Source organism: Fluviibacter sp., from assembly GCF_057744235.1.
This window is the reverse complement of record NZ_JBIJFP010000035.1, coordinates 34100-60652: the sequence shown is the minus strand read 5'-3', so window position 1 is coordinate 60652 and position 26553 is coordinate 34100. Positions and strand designations below refer to the sequence as shown.

General features: G+C 49.4%; 16 protein-coding genes. 2 read left to right on the top strand and 14 right to left on the bottom strand.

The window, feature by feature from the left end; translation table 11 throughout:
* Positions 1-5 precede the first annotated feature (5 nt).
* The 10 genes from AC3GOJ_RS10140 to AC3GOJ_RS10095 form a co-directional block, all read right to left on the bottom strand.
* Entirely contained in the window at positions 6-1214 is a 1209-nt protein-coding gene (locus tag AC3GOJ_RS10140) for an acyl-CoA reductase (RefSeq protein ID WP_488237351.1), read from the bottom strand.
* Positions 1198-2286 carry a LuxE/PaaK family acyltransferase gene (locus tag AC3GOJ_RS10135; protein ID WP_488237350.1) on the bottom strand — a complete coding sequence of 363 codons (1089 nt, stop codon included), beginning with the start codon at positions 2284-2286 and terminating at the stop codon, positions 1198-1200. Before AC3GOJ_RS10135 ends, AC3GOJ_RS10140 begins: the two co-directional genes overlap by 17 nt.
* Positions 2283-3692 (bottom strand): AMP-binding protein, encoded by a 1410-nt coding sequence (locus tag AC3GOJ_RS10130; protein WP_488237349.1) that lies wholly within the window; start codon positions 3690-3692, stop codon positions 2283-2285. The genes AC3GOJ_RS10135 and AC3GOJ_RS10130 overlap by 4 nt, the downstream gene beginning before the upstream one ends.
* Positions 3689-4363, bottom strand: a complete 675-nt coding sequence (locus AC3GOJ_RS10125) for a NeuD/PglB/VioB family sugar acetyltransferase (protein ID WP_488237348.1) — start codon at positions 4361-4363, stop codon at positions 3689-3691. The genes AC3GOJ_RS10130 and AC3GOJ_RS10125 overlap by 4 nt, the downstream gene beginning before the upstream one ends.
* Positions 4360-5541 carry a DegT/DnrJ/EryC1/StrS family aminotransferase gene (locus AC3GOJ_RS10120; RefSeq protein WP_488237347.1) on the bottom strand — a complete coding sequence of 394 codons (1182 nt, stop codon included), beginning with the start codon at positions 5539-5541 and terminating at the stop codon, positions 4360-4362. The genes AC3GOJ_RS10125 and AC3GOJ_RS10120 overlap by 4 nt, the downstream gene beginning before the upstream one ends.
* 367 nt (positions 5542-5908) lie before the next feature.
* Positions 5909-7147, bottom strand: a complete 1239-nt coding sequence (locus tag AC3GOJ_RS10115) for a glycosyltransferase family 4 protein (RefSeq protein WP_488237346.1) — start codon at positions 7145-7147, stop codon at positions 5909-5911.
* Between the two features lie 14 nt (positions 7148-7161).
* Positions 7162-8520 carry a TolC family outer membrane protein gene (locus tag AC3GOJ_RS10110; RefSeq protein WP_488237345.1) on the bottom strand — a complete coding sequence of 453 codons (1359 nt, stop codon included), beginning with the start codon at positions 8518-8520 and terminating at the stop codon, positions 7162-7164.
* 2 nt (positions 8521-8522) lie between these two features.
* Positions 8523-9650 carry a beta-barrel domain-containing protein gene (locus AC3GOJ_RS10105; protein ID WP_488237344.1) on the bottom strand — a complete coding sequence of 376 codons (1128 nt, stop codon included), beginning with the start codon at positions 9648-9650 and terminating at the stop codon, positions 8523-8525.
* An 8-nt stretch (positions 9651-9658) separates the two neighbouring features.
* The gene (locus AC3GOJ_RS10100; protein ID WP_488237343.1) at positions 9659-11371 is read right to left on the bottom strand and encodes a type I secretion system permease/ATPase; all 1713 of its coding nucleotides are present in this window, start codon (positions 11369-11371) and stop codon (positions 9659-9661) included.
* A gap of 162 nt (positions 11372-11533) precedes the next feature.
* Positions 11534-14947: a beta strand repeat-containing protein gene (locus tag AC3GOJ_RS10095; RefSeq protein WP_488237342.1), complete on the bottom strand. Its 3414-nt coding sequence runs from the start codon at positions 14945-14947 to the stop codon at positions 11534-11536.
* A 195-nt stretch (positions 14948-15142) separates the two neighbouring features.
* On the opposite strand from AC3GOJ_RS10095, the gene AC3GOJ_RS10090 reads away from it, so the two are divergent.
* On the top strand, positions 15143-18970 hold the full coding sequence (locus tag AC3GOJ_RS10090; protein ID WP_488237341.1) for an O-linked N-acetylglucosamine transferase family protein: 3828 nt from the start codon (positions 15143-15145) through the stop codon (positions 18968-18970).
* Entirely contained in the window at positions 18967-21258 is a 2292-nt protein-coding gene (locus AC3GOJ_RS10085; RefSeq protein ID WP_488237340.1) for a tetratricopeptide repeat protein, read from the top strand. The genes AC3GOJ_RS10090 and AC3GOJ_RS10085 overlap by 4 nt, the downstream gene beginning before the upstream one ends.
* Positions 21259-21270: 12 nt before the next feature.
* Here the strand turns inward: AC3GOJ_RS10085 and AC3GOJ_RS10080 are convergent, their stop codons facing one another.
* Genes AC3GOJ_RS10080 through AC3GOJ_RS10065 form a run of 4 tightly spaced genes read right to left on the bottom strand, consistent with a single transcriptional unit; the run spans position 21271 to position 26553 of the window.
* Positions 21271-22371 (bottom strand): MraY family glycosyltransferase, encoded by a 1101-nt coding sequence (locus AC3GOJ_RS10080; RefSeq protein ID WP_488237339.1) that lies wholly within the window; start codon positions 22369-22371, stop codon positions 21271-21273.
* A 3-nt stretch (positions 22372-22374) separates the two neighbouring features.
* The gene (locus AC3GOJ_RS10075) at positions 22375-23088 is read right to left on the bottom strand and encodes a glycosyltransferase (protein WP_488237338.1); all 714 of its coding nucleotides are present in this window, start codon (positions 23086-23088) and stop codon (positions 22375-22377) included.
* 35 nt (positions 23089-23123) lie between these two features.
* On the bottom strand, positions 23124-24023 hold the full coding sequence (locus tag AC3GOJ_RS10070) for a glycosyltransferase family 2 protein (RefSeq protein ID WP_488237337.1): 900 nt from the start codon (positions 24021-24023) through the stop codon (positions 23124-23126).
* Positions 24013-26553 (bottom strand): glycosyltransferase, encoded by a 2541-nt coding sequence (locus AC3GOJ_RS10065; RefSeq protein ID WP_488237336.1) that lies wholly within the window; start codon positions 26551-26553, stop codon positions 24013-24015. Before AC3GOJ_RS10065 ends, AC3GOJ_RS10070 begins: the two co-directional genes overlap by 11 nt.

Here is a 26553-nt window from a genome sequence, read left to right as displayed (position 1 = left end):
AAAAATTAGTATTTATTAACTATACGTGACATAGATCGGATGAGGTCATAACCATCCCAAACTACACCAATATCCAATGCCTTGCCTACGGGCACCACTCGATCTATACCAGGCAAGCCTCTTGTCACGATCGTATCCAGAACTCCCTCGATGTCGACACCGAAGCAGGTTATGGTCTGATAACTTACGTCTACAATACGTTGTAATTGTAACAAATCGTTATCGGTTGACTCAAAGAAGAACCCGTTTCGCCCACGATAATCAGCAATGTCTGCCGGTAATACAGGTAATGTCACTCGACACACTTGGTTACTTGTCTGCGGCTGTAGGTGGACGTTGCCCAGCCGTATTGCTGTACGACAAAGATGGGTATATTTATCTACAGCATGAATAGCCGAGAGGGGCGCTTTGGTATCCAGCAAGGTCTCAACAGCTTGCCAGAAACGAGTTTGAGCCGCAATAACCGTATCGCCCTGCCCCTGCCACAAAACCAGATGTGGCGAAGAACAGGCGTTTTGGTCTAACAAAAAAACGTCATTGTAAAAATCTTGGGCCAGCTTCTGCAAGGCGTTATCGTCCGCAGCCAACACGGCGGGAGCCCCTAACAGGCAGAGTGAATAGCGGTCCGCAAAAGTGATATCCAAGCATCTAGCCGGTGCCGGCATGGCTCGCAAGTGGCGGACAGTCTGATCACCACCCCACAGCAAACGAACATCCGCCAATGCCGACAAGGACTGGGTGATTACATCGTTCCGAGGGTAGCGCACAAAGCTCGTCATAGCGGCTATGCGGGCATGCTGTGGCAATGTTAGTACCTGAGCCGCCACTGTAACCAACAAACTGGCTTGGGTAGGCAGGCTTTCTGGGACGCGCACAATATTGGCATTTCCTGCAAGCAACCCAAAGGCGTAGGAAAATGCAAAGTTGACCGGCACATTAGCTGGAGCAATGTGCAACGCTAGTCCACGCCCCAATCGGCGATAGACTTCTCTGAACTCGCGCTGCAAACGAGCCAAGTTGGCTGCGCGGCACCAATAAGCGAATCCAATCGCGTCAGGATACGCACGCACCTCGGGATTTGAAAGCAAGTGTCGGGACCAATCCGCAAGAAAGGCCATAGCTTCTTGGGAATATGGCGGCAACGGGGTGCGCTTCAAGCCTACCAGGCCTTCACCCAAAAGGCACTCAATAGGTAAATCAGTGATTTGTTTCATGTGTATCACTGCAACCGCGAACTTCTGCCTGCTCTAGGCGGCCAAGAACATGAAAATAAGTGCCCATTCGACCACAAGGGCAATCATCCCGACCCAGGATGACACCACGATCTTCAGTTAGAAGCGCGTGCCCCGGGTAGCTACGAGGGAGTATTGAAAGAGCTTCAATAATCCCTTCTTCACCAAATGCGGCCGGGCTAAAATCATGCGCACGTCGGACTATTATTTCCGAATAGACTGGCGCATGTAAATGGCCTTGCTCACACTCCATATACAAGGAACCTGTCTGCTCCACCATGCCGTAGTAATTCACTACACGCTCCGCCCCAAGAACCTGGCGGATCGAGGAACGGAATGCTTGATTATCTACTGCCTGATCTTGTAATTTTTTCCAACCGCCGCCGTGCAACACAATGGCACGATCAAGACCTAGGCGTTTGTTTGATTGAATCAAGGGCGATAACAGATACTGCCAGATCATGAAGGTAAAACCAAAAACGAATATCGGGGTGTTTGGGTGCCTTGCCAGAAAGAACTGCACTGCCTCTTCGTCCAAATTCATATTCTCATCGAGGGCATAGGTCACATCCTGCCCAAACATCGAAAAACCAAGAATTCCAGCCCCTCGAGCAGAAAAAGACACGCGATCTTTCAGAACCGAAGGTGAATCTATTACTAGCATGGGTATACGTTTTTTTCCCAACACATCAGCCATTAGCCGAGACAACACCTTGACCTGGAGCGATGCAGTTTCTTTGTCTAGGTAAATACGCGAGACATTCTGCCCGCTAGTACCAGAGGATGTCATAGTTTTAAAAATATCTTCTTGCTGAATACTTAAAAAATCAAATTCTTTAAAAAGACGAACAGGAATGAATGGAATCTCTACAAATTGATTTATTGGCTTAAATTTAAAACCAAGCGCTTCAATGACTGCCCTGTATTCAGTACAATTGGATGCATGCCAACGCGTTAGCTCAGTCAATGTTTGGTTTAGCAGAAGTGTCTTTTCAGCTGAATTGATTTTATAAGGTTCATAATCAAGCCAACTAGTGAAATTAGGCAGGTTCATAGAAGTAGGTTTCCAAACTCAGGCTTTAGCTCGTTATAGCAAACCTTGCCAGAGGGATTACGTGGAATTACATTCATTGCATAAATTTTTACACCAAGTGGTGATACTTGTAGATATTTTAAGATCAATATCTTTATATCTCTAAAATGTGCCTGGTATTTTTCCTCCAAGTACACCTCTAAACATTCGTCTTGACCAGTGCAGAAAACAACGTAGCCAGACTCTAAGAGATATGATTCTACATCTTGAAGATTAATACGATTCCCAAAGAGTTTAATGAACCTCGTGATGCGACCAATTATGTAATAGTACCCGTCCGAATCTCTTTTCGCCAAATCCCCAGTTCTCAGAACTCCATTTAGATTGTCGCCTAGGGCAAGATCATTGTAGTCATAAGCATAACCAAATGACACATTTGGACCTTGATATACCAGTTCACCCATTGTATCGTCTTGATCAATTGTAGAACCATTTTCTGTTTCAATCCAAAAATTACCACCAGGCACCGGCTTACCAATACTTCCCGCCTTGCAAATTGACTTATCACAAGGCAAATAAGACATACGGGCAGTTGCTTCAGTTTGACCATACATAGTAAAAAATCTCATGTCATGCTTTTGACAATGTATGGCAAACTCCTTCGTCAGAGAAGGATCCATTCGGCCACCGGCTTGGGTTAATGTTTTAAGGCTGGGAAGCTCCATTCTTGTGAAACGTAGTTTTTTTAGGATTTCGTAGTGATAAGGTACACCACCAAAACTTGTTGCATGTACTTTTCTTAAAAAATTCCAAAAATCACGATCGAAGAAACTTTTATTGGTAACAGCAATTGTAGACCCAGAAATAATATGGCTATGAATAATTGACAATCCATAGGAATAAGTTGGTGGCAAAGTCGTGATAGAAGTTTCAGACGGTGTAATTTCGAGGTACTCGACAATAGACCTTGCATTTGAAATCAAATTTTGATAAGAAAGCCTTACAAATTTAGGATTTCCCGTAGTGCCAGAAGTAGGTAATAGTAGACTCAAATCTGGGTGGATTTTGTAATCACTAGCAGGAAGCTGGAATAGTGCGTACTTTCCTATCTGATATTTTACATTAAGCTCATTAAAGCAAACGTTATTGGCTGGACAAAACACATATGATGGCCGATATTTTGATATGACATTATTTACATGATTTGGCAATGCAGAGGCGCTCATTAGCATAGGCACTGCACAATTTTTCATTAGTGCAATGTACCCGGAAATACCATCAATATCATTGTCAAACAGACAAAGAACGAGCTTTCTTTGCACAAAATCAATGCTATCGTATAGCTTTTGCAGATCGCAAGACGATACGAAATGCCCACAATCAGAGACAATCTTGAAATTCGTCTGATTTTCAAAAATTGAATTCATTTTGAATCAAAAATTTTTTTATTAATGCTTTTTTGGACAACTCTCGCAGGATTGCCAAGCGCAATTAATCCATCTTGAATATCATAATAAACTACCGAACCCATGCCAACAATCACATTTGTGCCAATTGATAATTTCTCTTTAACAAGTGCCCCCATTCCTATATAAGAACAGCTACCTACATGAGACTCACCACCGACAACAACCATTGAAGAAAGAACAGAATTTTCTCCGATTACAATATCGTGGCCAACATTAGCTCCAATATTCAATGAAACATTAGACCCTAGATGCACATTAGGCCCAACGCAGGCATATTGTGAAATGATAACACCCTCATCAATTTGTGCAGATGGCGAAACAACTGAATTAGGGTCAATCAAGATATCAAGTTTAAAATTCTCATTTCTTAATTTATCAGAAATTGATTTGCGGGCTGACGGCTCTCCATTTGCGATCACAAACTTAAATTCAGACCTCTCTGGGTGACTTGTCACCCAATCAAATGGATACACCAAAATACCATTGCGCATGGTTCCATTTTTCTCGGGAGTGTCATCGACAAAGACAATATTTTTCCATTTTTCTTCATTCTTATTAATTCGTATTGCCAAGTCTAATATCTCTAATCCATAACCACCAGCACAATAAATAGCAAGATATTTTGTCATATTGCAGGCCCCTCAAATCCAGAATTTATCACACCCAAAACTCTTTGCTGTTCTGACTCTTTTAGTTTCGTATAAATTGGTAGGCAAATTACATTTTTAGCAGACTCGAGCGCAATAGGCAATTTATCAAAATTTGTCCCATTTAAATTTTTATATATAGGAAATTCTGTAATTAATGGGTAAAAATATCGCCGCGCATAGATATTATTTACCCTAAGTCTTTCGTACAGTTGATCTCTCGTCAACGGGTAATTTTTCTGGACAAATATAGGAAAATATGAGTAATTACTTGTGTACGTACCGCCCTCGTTTAAGCAGACGATACCCTTAGTGTCTTTTAACCCACTCAAGTAGTTTTGAGTTATTTCTTTACGTTTTTCAATTGCCTCATCAATATTTTTTAACTGTACCAAACCCATAGCAGCATTGATCTCGCTCATTTTGCCGTTAATACCAGCCTCAACAACAGTGACCTCATCCACAAAGCCAAAGTTCTTAAGGTGGTCAATATGTTGTTTGGTTTCTGCATCAGGGCTGACAATCGCCCCCCCTTCAAAGGTATTAAATACCTTTGTGGCATGAAAGCTCAACACAGATAGATCACCATGATTGAGTACGCTGCCACAATGACACTTAACGCCAAATGCGTGGGCTGCATCGTAGATGACTTTTAGTTTATGTTTGTCTGCAATCTTCTGGATTGCATCCACATCGCAGGGGCGGCCATAGCAATGAACGGGCAGTATTGCTGTTGTTCGTTCGGTAATGGCTGCCTCGATCTTTGTTGGGTCGATGTTGAGTGTATTTGGGTCAATATCAACAAAAACGGGGTCAATGCCGTTCCATAGCAAAGAGTGGGCAGTGGCCACGAATGAGTACGGTGTGGTGATGACCTCACCCTTGATCTTTAGTGCCTGCAACGCCGTAACCAGGGCAATTGTTCCATTAGCAAAGAGACTGATGTGTTTTACGCCAAGGTAGTCACACAGCGCTTTTTCAAGCTGCTGATGGAAGGGGCCGCCGTTTGTTAGAACCTTGTTATCCCAAATTTGTTGCAGATATGGGACAAATTCTTCCAGCGGCGGCAAGAAGGGCTGGGTTACGTAGACTGGTTTTGAATTATTTCCCATTTTCGGATTCTTTACTTTTCCCTTCGCAATTTTAGCAGATGCAGCCAAGGCTTTCAGCTTAAACCTAAAGCTGCTGCTTAATCGACGGAAGAAGGGTTTAAGTTGTAGAATGCCAAACCAGTGTCTTCTACTTAATTATCATGCCTAATCTGCTCAAATTTATCGCACCTATAGTTTCGACCCTTTTTTTAGTCGCATGCTCGACAACAGCTGTGCCCACCTATACATCTTCAGGCGTTGCTGGCTATCGTATTAACTGCGGGGGCTTTTTAGGCGATGGGGATCTGGGTAGCTGTTACCAGAAGGCTGGGGATGTATGCATGGCCCAAGGTTACCGAGTTCTGCAAACCAGCCTTGGTTCTCTTATTGTTGAGTGCAAACCGAACGACACAGATTTGCCGGTTAGGCAGTAGCACTAAACTTGGGGCTGATGCCCCAAGGTATGAATGAGCTTGACTAGTTCAGGCAAACACACCCGCTTAAGATCATAGTGTGTAATGACATGCTGCCGCGCGGCTTCGCCAAGCTGCATGCGTCTTTTGGGATCTTGCAATAGTTCAATTACGCTTCTTGCGAGTTGCGCTTCGTTAAAGAAATCCACCAATTTGCCGGTTTTACCGTCAATGATGGCCTCACGAAGCGGTGACGTGTCACTGGCCACTATGGCACATTCACATGCCATGGCCTCCAAAAGACTCCACGAGAGTACAAACGGGTACGTTAGGTAAACGTGAACCGTAGAGCAGCTTAGCAGCGCCAGAAACACCGGGTAATTGACCTTGCCAACAAAGTGTACGCGGCTCATATCGAGGTGATCTCGCACTTCGTTGAGGTAGATTTCTTTCCAGGTTTTCCCGGCTGGTGGCGGGCTACCGTAGCTGATGCCGTCTTCGCCCACAATAATTACGCGCGCTTGAGGCCTGGCCGACATGATTTTGGGCAGAGCGCGCATGAAGTGGTGATACCCGCGGTAAGGCTCGAGGTTGCGGTTGACGAATGTGATGATCTCGTCGTTTTTACTGATTTCGATACCATCAAGCTTCAGTTTGATCGTTGGATCCGGTTTGACGTGGTCGGTATCAATGCCATCGTGAATGACATGAATTTTAGGTTGGTAGGCAGTAGGGTAGGTGCTTTTCTGCCACTCTGTAGGAGAGATGCAGGCATCGGCAATCTCCAGATTCAGGAGGCCATTGATATTTTTAAAACGCGTTCTACACAAACCTTCTTCTGTGGGTATGCCGAATTCGGGATCGAATCCAACATCACCGCCCTTGGTCTGATAATAGAATTCGGCATAGAGCAAGGCTTTGGTATTGGGCCACACTTCTTTCAGGCACAGGCACTCACCCCAGCCAGGATGGCCGACAATAACATCGGGCACAAACCCTTCTTCTTTCAGTTTCATGGCCGCCTTGAAGGCTGCCTCGGCGCGAATGGTTTTAGTCTCGATATCCCGTAACCACGGATGCGCATCCTTGGAGTTGCCCCGACCCGGCTGATACTGGATAACACGTACCCGATCCGCCTGATCGCCTGCGCTGAACTGGTTCATGGTGAAAACCACAACCTGGTACGCTGGATCTGCCGCCAGAACGGCATAAATATGCTTGAACTGCCCAGGAAAGTTCTGGTGCACGAGCAGAATTTTCATTGAACCTACCTAAGCTAGCGATGCGCGACCTTACTCATACCAAAGAACTCGGCCACTTTATAGAATTCATCCACGGTCAGACTACCGCCCAACTGTTGCAACTGCAAATAAGACACCAAATAAGCGTATTTTGCCTGAGCAAGATCTCTTTTTGCGACAAACAACGACCGATCAGCCACCAAGGCATCTAGATTGGTCTTTTCCCCGCCCCGGATACTGGCTTTGGTGGCCCGCACCAGATGCTCGCTCGATTCGACAGCTTTGGAAAGCGCATCAATCTTTTGTGAACTGGTAACCACCATATCAAACTGTTTTTTAACTTCGGAGGTGATCTTGTTGAAAGCCACGTCTCTGTCGGAAACTGCTTTTTCGTAACCGGCAAAGGTCTGGTTACTGCGCCCGATGACTTCACCACCCTGGAAAATCGGTACGTTTACCTGAACACCAATGTAACTCTGGTTGGTGGTGTTTTGAATGGATACCACTGTGTTCGACTGCTGGGAGGTTAGACCACCCACAATGCTGACCACTGGGAAGTGCATGGCATGATTTTTTTTGTATTCTTGGCGCGCTACCTCAACCTGGTTGCTAACCGCGGCAAGATCCGGGTTAGCTTCCAGTGCCTTCTGCATCCAATCTTCGTAGGTGCTTGGGTTTAGCCGAAAGATCCGAAACCGCTGGCTTAATGTGGCCAGCTTTTTCAGATCTGCATCGCTGGCCTTGGTAATGTTTTCCAGCTCCTTACGTGCCAGAAGTAGGGCATTAGAAGCTTCAATGACCTTAGCTTCGGCCAACTGATAGGCCGCCTTGGCTTCCAGTACATCAGTGATCGTCGCAAACCCCTTGGCCTGTAACTTTTCGTTGGTAGCAGCCTGCTGTTTGTAAGAATCCCGCTCTGCTTCGAGGTAGGTCAGCTGGTCTTGGGCAAACAGTGCCACGACATAGGTTTGCAAGACTCGTATCAGCAGCTGCTGAGAGCTATTGATAAAGCGGTTACGCGCGGCATCGGCCTGAGCGCTCCCTTGCTTCATGCGGGCGACCGCCTCCAGGCTAAACAGCGGTTGGTTCAGAAACAACCCATAGTAATTGCTGGGGTATTGCCAGGACATGGCCTGATTGGGACCCCCTGAGTAGGCACGACCCCACTGGGTGGCATTATTCTGTGCTGTGTAGTAGCTGGCATTAAGCTTGGGGTAGAGCGCCGCACGGCCGATGGTTTCATTGGCCAGGCCACCTTCATATTCTTTAATGGCTGATTGAAAGCTCGGGTCGTTGGCCAAGGCGTAGTCATACGCCTGAAACAGATCAAAGGCAAAAGACTGAGTTACCACACCCAGTAGACCGATTCCCAAAATTACTGACTTTAAGCGCACGCCTAGTCCTCGCGTAGCGCCGAGTGGAGTCGATCAGAAATGGGTTTGATCATGTAACTGAGCAGTGTCCGCTCGCCTGTTTTAACAAAGACATCGGCCGGCATACCAGCGCGTATCTTGTTATCACCGAGTTTCTTTTCACCTTCCGGGGTGACCTCAACCTGTATCCGGTAGTAAGAAGCCACCTGAGGGTCTGTCGGCCGATCGTCGACAATGCGGTCATCGCCCACCACCTTAAGCACGCCTGGAATGCGCGGTGTTCTGTTCTGATTCAAGGCGGTAAACAAAATTTCGACAGAGTCACCCTCGTGTACTTTATCCACCAGATGGGTCGGCAGTTTGGCCTCCACGATCAATGGCTGATTGTCCGGGGTGATCTCCATCAATTTCTGGCCTGCCTGCACAATACCGCCCTGGGTAAAGAACTGGAGATTAACAACGTACCCGCTTACCGGTGACTTGATCTCGGTTCTGTTGAGGTCGAGCTGCGATGGCTCGAGCCTGGACTTCTGCTCGGAGAGCATGCGCTGCCGCTCTTGGAGTGTTGATTCATCCATGGCAATGGCGCTATTCAACTGGGCATAATTCTGTTCAACGTCAAGCGCCCGGTTTTTGGGTATATAGCCTTCCCGTGCCAGCTCCTTGGCATTAGCAAGCTGCTGCTGCATGATGCGAACCTGGTTTTTTTTGCTATCAATACCGCGCTTCAGTGACTCTATTTGCCCTTCCAGACTGGCAATACTATCCTGAACCGCTGTTAGCTGGGCGGTGGCGGTGGTGCTGTTCATCCGGGCAAGCACTTGCCCCGATTCAACGTGCTCGCCTTCTGTCACCAGCATTTCATCCAGGATGCCTGATGATACGGGTTGTACAATTTTACGCTGGCCATCGGTAATAACATAACCATTTGCGCTAACACCCCGATCCAGCGGCGCGAAGGTGGCCCAGATCATGAAACCGCCAAAGGCGAAGATCATCACTTTCCAACCTAGGCGTGTGAAGTCCTCAACATCCTTAGGCACTGTGGATACATGCAGGGTTGATTTCTCACCCCACGCCTTCAATGGTTCTAGACGGGTATTGACCCAAGTATAAAACCGGTGCAAAACATCAATCACATCAAACTTCATGAAAACCCTTATGCCGCTGCAGGTGATGGCGGTAGAGATTGCGGCTGTTTCGCTTTATTCAACTCTTCCATCACCGCTTTTGTTGGGCCGAATAAACTTAGCTTGCCATCACGCATCACCAGCATTTTGTTAGCTAGACTGAGGGCGCTCAACCGGTGGGTGACGATCACGGCAGTGCCTTTGCGCTGGCGGATTTTTAACAGCGCCTCGGCGAGCGCCTTTTCACCAACGTCATCGAGATTGGAGTTGGGCTCATCGAGCACGACAAAGGTCGGATTTTTGAATAGCGCTCTCGCCAAGCCAACGCGTTGCATCTGGCCACCTGACAGCCCTACCCCACCTGGGCCGACACGGGTATCGTAGCCTTCGGGCATCCGCAAAATCATCTGATGAATACCCGCATCTTCGGCGGCGGCAATCACATCCTGCGGATTGAAATCTGTAAACCGAGCGATGTTTTCACTGATGCTGCCTTCAAAGATCTCTATATCCTGGGGTAAATATCCCAGATGAGGTCCAAGCTCTTCACGGTTCCAGGTATGCATATCGGCTCCATCAAGACGCACCTTACCCGCGAGTGGCTTCCAGACGCCGATCATGCATTTGGCAAGGGTTGATTTTCCCGAAGCACTGGGCCCGACAATGGCCAAAAGATCACCGGGTTCAATACTAAAACTGACACTTTGCACGACGGGACGATTCTGTCCTGGAGGCGCAACGAATACATTTTCAACCTGTATATTACCCACCGGGTTAGGCAGGCTCATGGTGTATTCACGATTTGGGTTACCATTAATCAGCTCAGAAAGACGATGATATGCTGATAATGCCAGAGCAACCTGTGGCCAACCTTGTACGATCATCTGAATAGGCATGATGGCTTTGCCCATAAGGAACGAGGCAGCAAACATCATACCTGGCGTAATCTGATGCTCCAGCACAAGAAATGCACCCAGGCCCATAATCAGAGACATGACTGACATCTGGAAGACCTTGGTGATTGAATCAAAGGTAGCGGCACGCTGGCTGGCTATTATCTGATGCTCTAGAAAGCTTTCATGGAGCTTGAGCCACTTCATTTTCATGGTGCCTAGCATGCCCATTGCGTCAAGGACATCGGAGTTTTGCAGCGTATTACCTGCCGTATTAGTCGCCTTCATGGAAATGGCTTGCGCTTTTTTTAGCTGTGTTTTGGTGAGAACCTCGTTGTACGCCGTTAGTGCAACCATCAGGATTACCGTCACCACTGCAAACAGACCCATCCAGAAGTTAAAGATAAAAAGAATCAGCAAGAAAATAGGGAACCAGGGCAAGTCAAAGAGTGCGAATAAAATAGGGCCTGTGACAAACTGACGTAACGCTGTCATGTCGTTCAGCGCCTGAACTGCGTTTCCGCCACCTTGCTGATTCAAGGCTTGCTGAAAGGCGGCATCGTATACCTGCTCGTTAAGCCGGGCATCTATGTGTTTGCTGATGTGGATAACCACATAAGAGCGAATCGCGTCTAGCGCCCACCAGAGAACGAAGAAAAAAATGACGATCAGCGTCAACATCAATAACGTGAGTTCATTTTTACTAGTTAATACCCGGTCAAACAACCACATGGAGTAAAAGCCGGGCACCAACATCACGAAGCTAATCACACCCGAAAATATGCCAACAGATGTAAAGGCCTTACGGTAGGGCGAGAGGAGTGATCTTATGTTGAAATTCTGGGGCATGAAGTTGGTTTTGTTGCCGAATTTTCAGATTTCGCATTATACATCAGTGGTATTTATTCATTCCAGGTTACTACGTTTCCGAAAAACAAAAGCCCCCGCCTTGTGAGCGGGGGCTTACTAAAACAACCCACAGAGAACTGCGGGCATCCTCAATAAGGAAGATTAAGCGATAAAGTTGGCCGCTACAATCGTGCCTGAGGTACCAACAAGCTGGATCAACGAATCGCCCTCAGCGAACGTATTACCACCGGTGTTGTTAATTGCAACAAGTCCAGTGCCAGTCGCACCAAAGTTGGTGGAGACATAAACATCTTGACCACTTGCAAATGCAGCCGATGCTGCGCTGGTAAAGTCAGCAAAGGTTTGGCTCGAACCATCAGCAATTGTGACATCGCTTATCTGGAACCCAACGATGCCGGTACTAATTAAATCATCCGATGCTGTGAAACTCTGAATCACATCCGATGTTGCCAATGTGGCACCTGTTGCAACAGCATCGTAGTGGAAAATGTCAACACCGGTTCCGCCATTTAGCGTATCAGCACCTACGCCACCCCAGATGACATCAATGCCTGCACCTGCGACGATGGAATCGTTACCATCAAAGCCACGGAGTTCATCGCCCAACGAGCTACCTGTGATTGTGTCACTGTTGGCAGAGCCTCGTACATAGGACGCAGTAGTTGCATTGCTAGCAGTGATCGTGAAGCCCGACGTACCAGCAGCTTGGGCCAGATTTACATTAACACCATCACTCAGCGTCAGCGTAGCCGTACCGGCGTTGCTTGTATCGGCAGTAGCCGTCCAGCTCGTGGTGACCGTTGCATTAGCCGTTGCGCCTGATGTAACAACCAGAGCATCTTGACCCAGACCCAGATCGGTAATGGTGTCTGTGCCCCAATCCACCGTGATGCTATCAGCACCTGCACCACCAGCGACCGTGTCGTTACCCACGCCACCGAAGATGATATCGTTGCCAGAACCACCGAAAATGGTGTCATTGCCGTTGTAACCACGCAGTTCATCTGCCAAAGAGCTGCCTGTAATTGTGTCAGCGTTGGCAGAGGCTCGGACATAGGAGCCTGCCGTATTGCCGGCAGCAGTGACCGTATAACCCACCAGACCGCTAGCAAGAGCAAGGTTCACACCAACGCCATCTTCCAGCGTCAGAGTCGCAGCTGTGCCATTGTTGCCTGTATCAGCAGTTGCTGTCCAGCTTGTAGTCACTGTGGCGTTGGCAGTTGCTGTACCAGAAACAACCAGGATGTCCTGACCATTACCCAGATCGTTAATGACGTCCGTACCAGAGGCAACGTTAAAGGTGTCAGCACCTGCGCCACCGGTCACAGTGTCAGTGCCTACGCCACCAGTAATAATGTCAGCACCCGAACCACCGTTCAGGACGTCATTCAGCGAACTACCTGTGATCGTGTCATTGTTGGCAGAACCTGTCACAGTGGACGCGGTCGTTGCATTACCAGCAGCGATCGTGAAGCCCGATGTACCAGCAGCAAGCGACAGGTCTGCACCAACACCGTCACCCAGAGTCAGCGTAGCCGTTCCAGAGTTTGATGTTGCCGAAGTTGCCGTCCAGCTCGTGGTTACCGTTGCATTAGCCGTTGCACCTGATGTAACAACCAGCGCATCCTGACCCAGGCCCAGATCGGTAATGGTGTCCGTACCCCAGTCTACTGTGATGGTGTCATTACCCACCCCACCGTTGACCGTGTCATTACCCACGCCACCGTAGATAACATCGTTGCCAGAACCACCGAAAATGCTGTCATTGCCATTGTAACCACGCAGTTCATCGGCCAACGAGCTACCTGTAATTGTGTCCGCGTTGATCGAACCACGAACATAGGAAGCTGCAGTATTGCCGCTAGCAGTTACAGCAAATGCACCAGCTGCAGTAACACCCGTCAGATCAACGCCAACGCCATCATTCAGATCCAACGTTGCCGTACCACTGTTGACTGTTGCAGCAGTAGCCGTCCAGCTTGTAGCCACTGTGGCATTAGCAGTTGCGCCCGAAGAAACAACCAAGATATCTTGGCCATTGCCCAGATCGTTAATGACGTCCGAACCACTGTCCACGTTAAAGGTGTCAGCGCCTGCGCCACCGGTCACAGTGTCAGCACCCACACCACCGGTAATGCTATCAGCACCCGCGTTACCGTTAATGATGTCATTCAGCGAACTACCTGTGATCGTGTCATTATTACCCGAACCAACGATTACAGACGCGGTCGTTGCATTACCAGCAGCGATCGTGAAGCCCGACGTACCAGCAGCAAGGGTCAGAACGACATCAACACCGTCACCCAGAGTCAGCGTTGCCGTTCCAGAGTTTGATGTTGCCGAAGTTGCCGTCCAGTCCGTGGTGACCGTTGCATTAGCCGTTGCGCCTGATGTAACAACCAGCGCATCCTGACCCAGGCCCAGATCGGTAATGGTGTCCGTACCCCAGTCTACTGTGATGGTGTCATTACCCACCCCACCGTTGACCGTGTCATTACCCACGCCACCGTAGATAACATCGTTGCCAGAACCACCGAAAATGCTGTCATTGCCATTGTAACCACGCAGTTCATCGGCCAACGAGCTACCTGTAATTGTGTCCGCGTTGATCGAACCACGAACATAGGAAGCTGCAGTATTGCCGCTAGCAGTTACAGCAAATGCACCAGCTGCAGTAACACCCGTCAGATCAACGCCAACGCCATCATTCAGATCCAACGTTGCCGAGCCACTGTTGACTGTTGCAGCAGTAGCCGTCCAGCTTGTAGCCACTGTGGCATTAGCAGTTGCGCCCGAAGAAACAACCAAGATATCTTGGCCATTGCCCAGATCGTTAATGACGTCCGTACCACTGTCCACGTTAAAGGTGTCAGCGCCTGCGCCACCGATCACAGTGTCATTACCTACTTCACCGGTAATAATGTCAGCACCCGAGCCACCGACAATGCTGTCAGCACCCGAGCCACCGGTAATCGTATCAGCACCCGCGCCGCCAGTAATCGTATCAGCACCCGAAGAGCCAACCACGATAAAATCAGAGGTGTATGTAGCTGCGCTAATCGTTGTACCAGCTGAGAAATCCGCAGCATTAATTGTAGCTTCATCACCCGCTACGCTCGACAGCTTTTCATCAAGAACAGCATTGAGACTGTTTGTTGCTACAGCAGCAAATTGAACATTAGTCAGGTTCAGATCCTGAATCGCGTTATCAGCGATCACATTCAGGTTGTCAGCAGTAACCAGGTAATTACTTGTCGAGGCATTTGCAGATACCGCCAAAATAGCGCCGGCCGTAAATTTGCTAGCCAACCCCGAGCCCGTTATAAACGTTACGGCATCATAGGTAACGATGGCAGAACCGTTCGTTGTAACCGGCAACCCGCCAACAGCAAATGCGCTAATTGGAGCGCCTAAGTCTACCGTTGACCCACCTTGGCTGATCGTAACGTTGGCGCTAGAACTAGCAGAGGCCAGTGATAGTGTCACGCCTTGAGTTGACGCGATTTCTAGTGTGTATGAGCCGCTCGAGCCCGACAAGGTATAGGTAAAAGCCATTTAACGCTCCTTAAAGATAATACAAAACCCATGCGCAAATACTCTTGCCACGAGCAATATTCGAGACTAACGGTTGGATACTAACCATACTTCAGCGCCATGGCAACCAATTCATTGTGTTTTTTTTGAAGTGTTGCGCATTTACAACAACTCTGACCCCGCCGCTTTTTTGATAACTTACTTTAAAATCATGTCATGGACGATCAAGCACACATACCTGATGGTGACAACGCGCTCCTGGCTGAGGCTCAGGCATTACAAGGCACTGGTAACCATGCACAAGCTATTGCGATTTTACGGCAGCTTGTTAATCGACACGCCACCAATCCGCGACTTTTACACCTTGCAGGTAGCGCAGAGCTTCAAGCCGGCCATTACGTACAATCGATTGAGCTTTTAAGAAAGTCGTTAAATCTTGATCCAAATCAGGCCGATACATTATCTCACCTTGGCGTCGCCCTCGGAAATCTACGCAACTTTACTGCTGCGAAAGCCGCTTATCGTGCGGCGATTCAACTCAATCCCGAGTATGCCGAAGCCTACAACAACCTCTCTATAACGCTGCTAGACGGCCACAGCCCGCCGGAGGCTGCACTTGCCGCAGCAGAAAAGGCCCTTGCGCTTAAGCCCAATTATGCTGATGCTTATATTAACCACGGTAACGCTCTTCAAGCGCTGAGGCGCTTTGATGCGGCGCTTGAATCTTATGATCGTGCAATAGTCCACAACCCTAATTCTGCAGTAGTCCACAACAACCGCGGCAATGCATTGCGCAAGCTAAACCGTTTAGCCGATGCTCTAAGCGCCTACCAAGATGCCATTAGACTGAAGCCCGATTACGCCCAAGCTTACTGCAATATGGGTGTCACGCTTGCGGACCTAGGGCACGAGGCAGATTCCCGCTACTTTTTTCAGCGGACGCTGATGCTAGACCCCGCTTCAGCGGACGCTCACTTTAACATGGGCCTGCTTTCCCATAAGACAAGCAATTATGAACTAGCCTTGGCGTGCCTTGATCGTTCGATTGCACTGAACCCTGACTTTGCGGACGCCTACTGGAACAAAGCATTTCTAAAGCTCCTGATGGGAGATTTTCCAGAGGGTTTTGTGTTGTATGAATGGGGCTGGAAATCGGGAATGCGCTTGGGTAGCCGCGATTTCAATGAGCCCCTATGGCTCGGCAAAACGCCTCTCGCAGGCAAACGTTTGCTGATACATCATGAGCAAGGGATCGGCGACTGCATCCAATATGCCCGGTATGTCCAATTAGCAGTCGAAATGGACGCCGAGGTTATTCTGGAAACCCCGGCACCTTTGGTACCGCTGCTGAAGACACTGACACCCGCCTGCGAGCTTGTTGTTATGGGCGACCCGTTACCTAGGTTTGACTACTATATCCCGCTGATGAGTTTGCCTTTGGCATTTGGCACAACGCTCGACCATATGCCGCCTTCAGCACCTTATCTGTCTACCGAACCGTTACGCGTTGCAACCTGGGCTCAAAGACTCGGCTCGCATGCCAAGCCTCGGGTTGGGTTGGTCTGGTCTGGCTCAACATTGCACCAAAATGACCATAACCGGAGTCTTGCGCTGAAGGAACTTTTACCGTTCTTATCGCTACCGATTGAATTTCATTGCCTACAAAAAGAGATCCGAGAAGAGGATGCAAACAGTCTTGCTGCGTTACCGATGATTCGTACTCATTGCGAGGCAATTAATGATTTTGCGGATACCGCGGCCATTGTTTCGTTGATGGATCTAGTGATCTCGGTCGATACCTCGGTGGCGCATCTGGCAGGCGCCATGGGAAAACCCGTCTGGATTCTACTTCCCGCTGCACCGGATTGGCGCTGGCTCCTGACGCGGAAAGATTCACCCTGGTACCCAAGCGCCCGCCTCTTCCGACAAGCCCAGCCCGGTCGCTGGGATGCCGTTGTGACCAAGGTTCGAGCCGCGCTTTCAGAAACGCTAATGACAAGCAGGAACGCTTTGAAAAACCGAAAACTACAGAAACGTGGCACCTCTGACGCGATCGCCTTTGCCAATCGACGCCTCCAAGAAGGCATTCGTTTGTTAACGGACGGCAAGGCCGCTGAGGCGTATGGCGTGTTTACGGCCTTGGTGCAACAGTTTCCCAGAGAGTTTTCCCTGCACAACCGTGCAGGGCTAACTGCCTTTGCATTGGGTAATCTGGAAGATGCTGCCAAGCACTTAGAAGATGCGCTATCCTGCGACCCAAAGCGAGCTGATACGGTGGCAAATCTGGGTGTGATCTACCGCCGGCTAAAGCGTTACGATGACGCACTGGCGTGCCAGAAAAAGGCAATTGAAATTAACCCGAATTATGCTGAAGCCCATTGTAACCTTGGGCTTTTGATGCATGAGGCATTCCAACAACCTGAAGCGGCCATTGCCGCCTACAAAAAGGCGATTTCGCTAAACCCTAAGCTGCAAGATGCCTATTACAACCTCGGCAATGTATATATGCGGCGCAAGGACTTTAAAGCAGCAATCCCCCTCTTTGAGCAAGCGCTGTCGATCAGGCCAGATTACGGCTCTGCTTTAGCCAACATGGCGATCTGCTATGGTGGCCTCAAGAATTATCCGGAAGCCGTAAAGAATTATCAGAAAGCTGTTGAGCTGCGTGTGCCGGTCAACTTTCTGCAAGGCCACTATTTGTATACTAAGTTACATGTGGGGGATTGGTCGGGGTTCGATGGCCTAGTTGCAGACCTGACGCGTGACATTATGGCCGGCAAGCCGGTGTCGGCCCCGTTTGCGGTGATGGCTCTAGTGGATGACCCACAAGTCCAGCAGCGCGCTATTGAGACTTTTGCAGGGAGTGAGTATCCACCCAAGAATGAACTGCCGCTTCCAACCCCACACCCCGAGCATGCGCGGATCAAGATCGGGTATTTCTCTACGGATTACTGGAACCACCCGGTCGCCCATTTGATGCTGGGGCTATTTGCGGCTCACGACCGTAACCGCTTTGAGGTGATTGCGTTCTCCCTGGGTAACCCAATCAAGGATAAGTGGCATCAGCGGGTGAAGGATTCTGTGGATCAGTTTATCGAGATCCAGGATCTCTCCGACAAGGAGGTGGCTGAACTCGCCCGTTCAATGGAGATCGATGTTGCAGTGGATCTGAATGGGTTTACTGAGAACTGCCGGGCCGGGATCTTTGCACACCGGGCGGCGCCGGTGCAGGTGAGCTATATCGGGTATCTGGGGACGATGGGCGCGCCCTATATTGATTATCTGGTGACGGATGAGACGATTGTGCCAGCAGAGGCAAGGCCTTTCTACAACGAGAAGATGATCTATCTGCCGAGTTACCAGATCAATGACCCGGAGCAGCACCCTTCTGACCGACCGATGACCCGGGCGGAGTTCGGGTTGCCGGATGATGCGTTTGTGTTTTGTGCGTTTAACAATAATTACAAGATTACGCCCCCGGTGTTTGAGATCTGGATGCGGATTCTGAACCGGGTGCCCCATGGGGTGCTGTGGTTGTTTGTGAGTAATGAGAAGGCCCAGGAGAATTTAAGGGCGTTTGCAGCAGCGCACGGGGTAGACCCAGGCCGACTAATCTTTGCCAAGAAGATTCTGCTAGAGGATCACCTAGCGCGCCAACGGTTGGGGGATTTGTTCCTGGATACGCTGCCGTATAACGCAGGAGCAACGGCCAGTAACGCACTGCGGGTGGGGCTACCAGTGCTGACCCGGACGGGTAAGTCGTTTGCAGGGCGGATGGGGTCAAGCCTACTGAAGGCGGTGGGTCTGCCGGAGCTGGTTACTGCGACTGAACAAGCGTATGAAGATAAAGCAGTTGAACTGGCCTCTGACCCGGCACTGATGCAGTCTATCCGAGAGAAGCTGGCCACTAACCTACCCACATCCGCACTCTTCGATAACCAGGCCTTCGCCCGCCATATCGAAACCGCCTTCTCAACCATTCACAACCGCGCTTGCCAAAACCTGCCGCCAGCGCATACCGCCGTAAAAGGCGAAGAACGATGACCACAAGTGCCAATCAGCGGTTTCAGGCGGGTATTGCGCATCAAAACGCTGGCCGACTGGAAGATGCCCAGAAAGTTTTTCTGGCGCTTGCTAAGGAGTTACCAAAACAGACGCCCATTCATATCCGCTTGGGGCAGGTCGCTTTTGCACTGGGGGAAATGGAGAATGCCGCCAGCCATTTTAAGGAGGCTCTAAAGCTCCAGCCGAACAATGCCGATACGCTTACAAACCTTGGCGTGGTGTGCCGCCGTTTAAAGCAGTTCGACCAGGCGCGCGCTTATCATGAACAGGCCATTGCCGTTGACCCGAACTGCTTGAGTGCCTACGCTAATTTAGGGGTTCTGCTATGTGAAAGCTTCCACCAGCCAGATGAAGCCTTGGCTTGTTATGAGAAGCTCATAGCGCTCGACCCAAGATATTCCGATGCCTACTTTCGTCTGGGCAATTTACTCGTAGATTTAAATCGTTTCGAGGAGTCAATTGCCTGTTACGAGCAAGCGATCTGCTTTGAAACGAAAGCCGCTGAGAGCTACTGCAATATGGGCACGGCGCTCAAGCAGTTGAAACGGCTTGACGAGGCCAGAATCTGCTACAACAAGGCGATTGCCTTGAATCCAGATTTGCCGGATTCATACTACAACTTAGGCAATTTGTTGCAGCAACTGGGACGTTTAAGCGAGGCCGATGCTGCTTACAAACATTGTTTGTTGCTTCAACCGAAGCATGTGGATTGTTTGGGTAACCGTGCTGATGTTTTAGTTAAACAGCTCCGCTACGATGAGGCTGAAGCACTTTACGATCAGGCGTTAGCGCTTGAGCCTATGAAGCATTCAACAACACTCAATCGAGGCAATCTATACTATTCACAACGAAATTTCCCCGCGGCATTGGCTGCTTACGAGCGCACACTAGCGATTGATCCGGAGACCAAGTTCTTACGCGCCCAATGTATTTACATTAAATTGCATGTGGGGGAATGGGCGGGGTTCGATGGCCTAGTTGCAGACCTGACGCGTGACATTATGGCCGGCAAGCCGGTGTCGGCCCCATTTGCTGTAATGACCCTGGTGGACGATCCACAAGTCCAGCAGCGCGCTATTGAGACTTTTGTAGGGAGTGAGTTTCCGGCCAAGGATGAACTGCCGCCACCTCTGACACATGCCGAGCACACTCGGATTAAGATCGGCTACTTCTCGACCGACTTCAGAAACCACCCGGTCGCCCATTTGATGCTGGGGCTATTTGCGGCTCACGACCGTAACCGCTTTGAGGTGATTGCGTTCTCCTTGGGTAACCCAATCAAGGATAAGTGGCATCAGCGGGTCAAAGAGTCTGTGGATCAGTTTATCGAGATCCAGGATCTCTCCGACAAGGAGGTGGCTGAACTCGCCCGTTCAATGGAGATCGATGTTGCAGTGGATCTGAATGGGTTTACTGAGAACTGCCGGGCCGGGATCTTTGCACACCGGGCGGCGCCGGTGCAGGTGAGCTATATCGGGTATCTGGGGACGATGGGCGCGCCCTATATTGATTATCTGGTGACGGATGAGACGATTGTGCCAGCAGAGGCAAGGCCTTTCTACAACGAGAAGATGATCTATCTGCCGAGTTACCAGATCAATGACCCGGAGCAGCACCCTTCTGACCGACCGATGACCCGGGCGGAGTTCGGGTTGCCGGATGATGCGTTTGTGTTTTGTGCGTTTAACAATAATTACAAGATTACGCCCCCGGTGTTTGAGATCTGGATGCGGATTCTGAACCGGGTGCCCCATGGGGTGCTGTGGTTGTTTGTGAGTAATGAGAAGGCCCAGGAGAATTTAAGGGCGTTTGCAGCAGCGCACGGGGTAGACCCAGGCCGACTAATCTTTGCCAAGAAGATTCTGCTAGAGGATCACCTAGCGCGCCAACGGTTGGGGGATTTGTTCCTGGATACGCTGCCGTATAACGCAGGAGCAACGGCCAGTAACGCACTGCGGGTGGGGCTACCAGTGCTGACCCGGACGGGTAAGTCGTTTGCAGGGCGGATGGGGTCAAGCCTACTGAAGGCGGTGGGTCTGCCGGAGCTGGTTACTGCGACTGAACAAGCGTATGAAGATAAAGCAGTTGAACTGGCCTCTGACCCGGCACTGATGCAATCTATCCGTGAGAAACTGGCGGCCAATCTGCCCAGTTCAGCCCTCTTCGATAACCAGGCCTTCGCCCGCCATATCGAAACAGCCTTCACAACCATTCACAACCGCGCCTGCCAGGGCCTGCCGCCGATGCATGTGAAGGTGCAGGGCTAATTGTTTTGTAGCTTAGCGCTTCCAGTTAAGGCTGAGCCATTTTGGAGTTTTGAAGTATACAAGCTTGCGATAAAGTACAACGTAAGTGATCGCGAATAGCAGTGCAAACCCGCGCAATACCCAGGCGTTATGCCAGAAGAGCACCGCTGGTATAACAGCCAGGGCAGTGAGCACCCAGAGGTAAGGGGCCGTTAGTGAATTACGTATGACCTTATCAACCGGCTCGCTCGACCCTACTGCCCAACGCACAACCCGTTTGTAGATCATCTGGTGCAGGTGCGCTGCATCCGGCATACCCGGGTGCGTGCGGTGAATGATAACGCGCCGGTAAATGGTGAAGAGTGTCTCAAAAATCGGGTAGGCACAGAGCAACAAAGGAAACCATTTGGATACTTCAGGGTGACGTGCTGTTAAGAGCACTGAAAGTTCTGCAACCCAGAAACCGATCAGATAGGCGCCACCATCCCCCAGAAATATAAGGCCGCGTGGGTAATTTAGGATCAAAAAACCGAGGATGGCGCCTATCATGGCAACGGCAGCGATCATGATTTCATGGTCTTGGAGTTGAAATGCCACATAGGCAATGCCGCCAAGAATAATGACACCAACCATACCGGACAAACCGTTGTAGCCGTCAATAATATTGAAAGCATTAGCGACCCCGGCCACCGCAAAGCACGTGACAATAATTGCAAACAGGGGGTAATGGCTCATGAGGTTATCGATGCCCAGAATCTGCAGGCTCGATAACCACGCACCTAACAAATAACCTGCCAATACTGCCGACGATGCCGTGGCGATGAGACGGACTTTGACCCCAATCCGCTTCGTAATATCTTCTACGAAGCCAAACCCAAAAGCCGGTATCGCGGCCACAAGTAAAAGCAGGCCAAAAGTACCCACCTCCTGATTCTGAAAATATCTGAATCCCAGCGCGCCAACTAGGCCAATGACCAATCCCAATCCGCCAACACGTGGCACAGGGCTTGTATGAAATTTCTGGATACCCTGTGTGTCATGATCTGCAGTAATGTGTTCGTGCAGATGGTTAAAGCGCACCACAAGCAAGGTGGCAATTAGGCTCAGAACGAAGGCGACGACCAAGGCTGACATGGTTTATCTTCTTTTTGTGTCTACGCAGACCGTACACTTCGGCAACGAAAAGGAATGATTCAAAAAATACCGCATCATGCTACGCAGATGCCAGGATAGATGTTTAAGATTCTGGCGGCTAGCGCGTTGGGCATTGTGAATGACACTGGCCGATGTACAACCGGCAACGGCGTAACCAGCCTTCCATAACCGTGTGCAAATGTCTGCGTCTTCGCAGTACATGAAATAGCGTTCATTAAACCCTTGAACCCTAGCATAGGCATTGGTGCGAAATAGCATGAACATACCCGCGACCCAGTCCGGGTTGATGGCATGAGGCGTCTTAGCGTATGAATATGCACCAGAATCATAGCCAATCACACGCATGAGCATTGACCAAGGCGTTAAGAAACGCCGCATACTGTCTTCAGGTTCACCATGGGGTCCATTTACTCGCGGGGCGACGAGGCCAACATTATTTTCGTTGAACGTCTCTAGCAAAATAGGAAATGGATTCTGCTCAAGAACGATATCCGGATTAATCACTGCATAAAAATCGCCGGTTGCCAGAGCAAAGGCAGCGTTGTGGTTTTCGCCGAAACCTTTGGGTGTGCTGTTTCTGATGATGGTGAATTTTTCATGCTGTGCGGCTGGACTCGGTTCTTCAATGTTTAGCGTTACAATAATCTGCGAGATCTCCGGGCAACTTTCTAGCTGACGCACCAGTTGCCAGACCATATCGCCATGCCCGTGGCTTACGATCGAGGCCGATATCATGCTTCGAACCGACCCATCTTACCGATGAGGCCGTGCCACATTCCCTTGGTCATCATCTGTAAGTGCCGATGCCTGGGCTTGGCAAAGAGCGTGTAGAAAACGTATTTACGCAAGAGGCGCAATGCATCAACGACTTTCCAGTTCCATCGGACATAATTTTGCCGGTACATCCAAACCGCATTTCTAAACATGTAGTAATGTCTTAACGGGCTTCTAGCGGGATAAGCCGTTCCAAGGAATTTGATGGGTTCATCCCCCAGAGCATGCTCCATTTTTGCAGCACATACACCGTAGGTTTGATACCCCATGGCCAAAGCCCGTTCGCACCATTCCAGGTCGACATAATCAATGAACAATTCCTCTTTCATGCCACCGACAATATCCAGTGTCTTGATAGGAATGAGCGAACCCGAGGCAATTAAATGATCGACAGGCACCACTTCCGATTGGCAATCGCATGATGTACGAACCAGACGCAATCCTTCGACCCGAATGAATGGCGTTGGGTTGTTCTGACGACTATCCACATAACGTGGGCCAACACAGCCCACTTGATGACCTTCTTGCAGCAGCTTTTCTAAAGCAGTCACCAGCGCTGGTAAGGTTGTGGGCTCAGGATTGCTATCTTGATCAAAGAGTACGACATAATCTGCCCCGAGCTCTTTGGCACGCCGAATCCCGACATTCTGGGCTTGCGCAATGCCTAGATTTTCTCTTAAAGGGATAAATTCGACATTTTCCCGAAACCCACCAAGCCATTGACGAATATCTTGCTGCGAACCATTGTCGACAACAAGCACCCAGTCAAGTTGCTGTACGGTTTTATCTATAAGCCTTAGCAGGTTATCCTTGTCGGGATTGTAGGTGATTACGATCGAGGCTGTTTTAGAATGCATGATCGTTCTTTCTACCTGCGTCTTCAACCGCTTTCTTGATCTCTGAACGCCAAACGACTATTGCCAAAGGCAAGGTTACGACAAGAGCAACACCAGCAAGCACAATAACGATGCCAGCCGATGAGAAATAGACGGCCCCCAGATAAGCGAGTGGCAAGGTCAATAACGTACCGATCAAATTAACCCGCATAAATGGCTCGCGCAAATAGGAACGCACATAGGATGAAAAAAGATTCAGCAGGTTTACGACAAACATGAACCCCATCAGGCCCATGATCTGCCATAGGGGCAAAACCCGTTCTGTATAGGTTGTGTCTTGAATAAACCAGTACACGGCCAGAACAGACAATATACCTAGGGCATATATTCCTCCGTAGAAGCTCATGTCAGCCCGAAATTTAGCTCTAAATCCTGATATGTCGTTGCGCGCAGCGTCATGACTGACAAAGGCGACTTTTCCAGCCATTGAAGATAACGAGAGCACCCCGACCATGTTGGCAATCGCCATGCTCAGCGCCAGCCGGCCAGAAATAATCGGGCCATCAAGCTGCATAAGAATAAGGCTGTATATCTGGCTGGATAAATAGGCACAGAGCCATGAGACGCCAATTCGCCACTGAACGCCATTGATCGACGACTTGAAAGTGAAGTTTTTGCAGATATCTGACTGGACCAACTCGAGCAGTCTTGGCCATTGGGATTTCAACCATATAAAAGGAATAATTACAGCGCTAAAGACCACAATAAAGGCCGCCCACAAACTTTGGTTCTCGTACAGCAAAAACCAGCAGGCAACGCCGCTTAGGGCAATTTGAACCAATCTCATGTAGGTGATGGCAACGACTTTACCTGCGGCTTCAATGAATGCCATCAACGGAAGCAGTAAGAGTTGCCCTGCACACGTAAAAACAATTGCCACCCACGGCAACAGCCAGTCCGTTTGGGTCGAAGGCAGCCTGCCAAAAAACCAGATGCCGAATGGCGTGAGAATGAGTACGTATAAAAAAGCCAATAAGACATACCAGTCTACTGACTGCCTTAATCGCTGTACCAACTGTGCACTGTCCGCGCCATCCAGAAGACCTGGCCGACGTAGCGATATTTTGCTAAAACTGACTGCAAAATAAGGAACCAGTGCCACCGACAATCCCAGATCGGCAAGCGTATACAAGGAAGCGAGGCTTAAAAAGGCGTAGTACCACCCTTGGGACTCTGGTGAGAGAAATTTTGCAATGAAGAGCATGGTCATCAGGCTGACCAATGCCTGCAAACCTCTCTGGCCGAGCATGAGAATGCTCTTGGGCACGGGATCACTTCGGGGTTCGGTGCGGCCACTCTGTTCGATTTGCCTAACTCGTTCAAGTACTGCCCGACCCGATACTTCAGGTGAGTGGTGCTGGCGGATGTAGTTTGCTGCGGACTGCCCGATGACTTTGGCATCAAGAGGCGACTCAAAGACGCTGCGCATTGATGCGGCAGCGGCTGATACATCCGGATCCGCCCAGAATTGACCCTGTGCGTTTGGATAGTCGTCGGGGTCTACGGGAATCATCCGATAGGGAATCAGGTATGAATTTTTCTCATTCATAAACTCCATGTTTCCCGAGTAGGCGGTCGCGATTACGGGCTTACCCAGATACATTGCTTCAGCCATCCCCAAGCCGAGCCCTTCTGCCCGGTGGAGGGACACATAGCAATCACAGCAGCTTATCAGGCCGCGCATCTCATCTGTTGCCAACACCTTATCGATAATGGTGATTCTGGTGTCTTGCTGAATCCGGTCAAGCAACCTTGCTGTTAGGTCGGGCGCTACGCTTTCGTTAACAGATTTGATGACCAAACCCACTGATGCGTTCTCCTGTTTGGGAAACGCCTGCAAAAAAGCATCAATGACTGCTTCCGGATTTTTTCGTCCTGACGAAGAGAGAACATCGTAGCTGAACAAAAATAGAAATGCAGATTCATCGAGCCCCAGTTGCTTCCTGGTGATGCGCTCCGAGGGCGATACAAACGCCACTGAAAACGGAATTTTGTAGACTGGTTTACCGCTTTTTCTCATGGCTTCAGCCACGTATTCTGTATTAACCCATATTTCATCTACCAGCTTTGTTGCATACCGCCAGTTAGCGGGAAAATTTGAGAGTTCCCAGAACCAATACCCAACGTTGTATTGTTTTGTCCATTCTCGATATCGCAACCATTTGGGCAGGCGATAAAGCATATCAGGGTTGATGCAAAGGCAATTTATGGGGTATCGACAGGCCGGTTCCAGAAGGCCTGCCATTTCCATGTTCGTCTGATCACTTCGGATTTTCGGGTCAAAATCCCGAACCAGCAGCGGGATGTTGACTGTTTGTAATGAACGAACCAACGAACGAAGGGCTTCACCAAGCCCCATTTCGGCTTTTGCATAGCCAATAAAATTGATTCCGATCTGGTCTGAAGAAAATGCTTCTGGTTTCCGTAGTACAACAGAAAAAAAAACGGATGCCCACACATCCCTAACAAAGCATTTAATTTTTCTGAGCAT

Coding starts and splice junctions, on each gene's coding strand:
- AC3GOJ_RS10105 (WP_488237344.1), bottom strand. CDS start 9,650: ATGAAGTTTGATGTGATTGATGTTTTGCACCGGTTTTATACTTGGGTC.
- AC3GOJ_RS10130 (WP_488237349.1), bottom strand. CDS start 3,692: ATGAATTCAATTTTTGAAAATCAGACGAATTTCAAGATTGTCTCTGAT.
- AC3GOJ_RS10070 (WP_488237337.1), bottom strand. CDS start 24,023: ATGCATTCTAAAACAGCCTCGATCGTAATCACCTACAATCCCGACAAG.
- AC3GOJ_RS10135 (WP_488237350.1), bottom strand. CDS start 2,286: ATGAACCTGCCTAATTTCACTAGTTGGCTTGATTATGAACCTTATAAA.
- AC3GOJ_RS10125 (WP_488237348.1), bottom strand. CDS start 4,363: ATGACAAAATATCTTGCTATTTATTGTGCTGGTGGTTATGGATTAGAG.
- AC3GOJ_RS10080 (WP_488237339.1), bottom strand. CDS start 22,371: ATGTCAGCCTTGGTCGTCGCCTTCGTTCTGAGCCTAATTGCCACCTTG.
- AC3GOJ_RS10065 (WP_488237336.1), bottom strand. CDS start 26,553: ATGCTCAGAAAAATTAAATGCTTTGTTAGGGATGTGTGGGCATCCGTT.
- AC3GOJ_RS10085 (WP_488237340.1), top strand. CDS start 18,967: ATGACCACAAGTGCCAATCAGCGGTTTCAGGCGGGTATTGCGCATCAA.
- AC3GOJ_RS10115 (WP_488237346.1), bottom strand. CDS start 7,147: ATGAAAATTCTGCTCGTGCACCAGAACTTTCCTGGGCAGTTCAAGCAT.
- AC3GOJ_RS10095 (WP_488237342.1), bottom strand. CDS start 14,947: ATGGCTTTTACCTATACCTTGTCGGGCTCGAGCGGCTCATACACACTA.
- AC3GOJ_RS10100 (WP_488237343.1), bottom strand. CDS start 11,371: ATGCCCCAGAATTTCAACATAAGATCACTCCTCTCGCCCTACCGTAAG.
- AC3GOJ_RS10075 (WP_488237338.1), bottom strand. CDS start 23,088: ATGGTCTGGCAACTGGTGCGTCAGCTAGAAAGTTGCCCGGAGATCTCG.
- AC3GOJ_RS10140 (WP_488237351.1), bottom strand. CDS start 1,214: ATGAAACAAATCACTGATTTACCTATTGAGTGCCTTTTGGGTGAAGGC.
- AC3GOJ_RS10090 (WP_488237341.1), top strand. CDS start 15,143: ATGGACGATCAAGCACACATACCTGATGGTGACAACGCGCTCCTGGCT.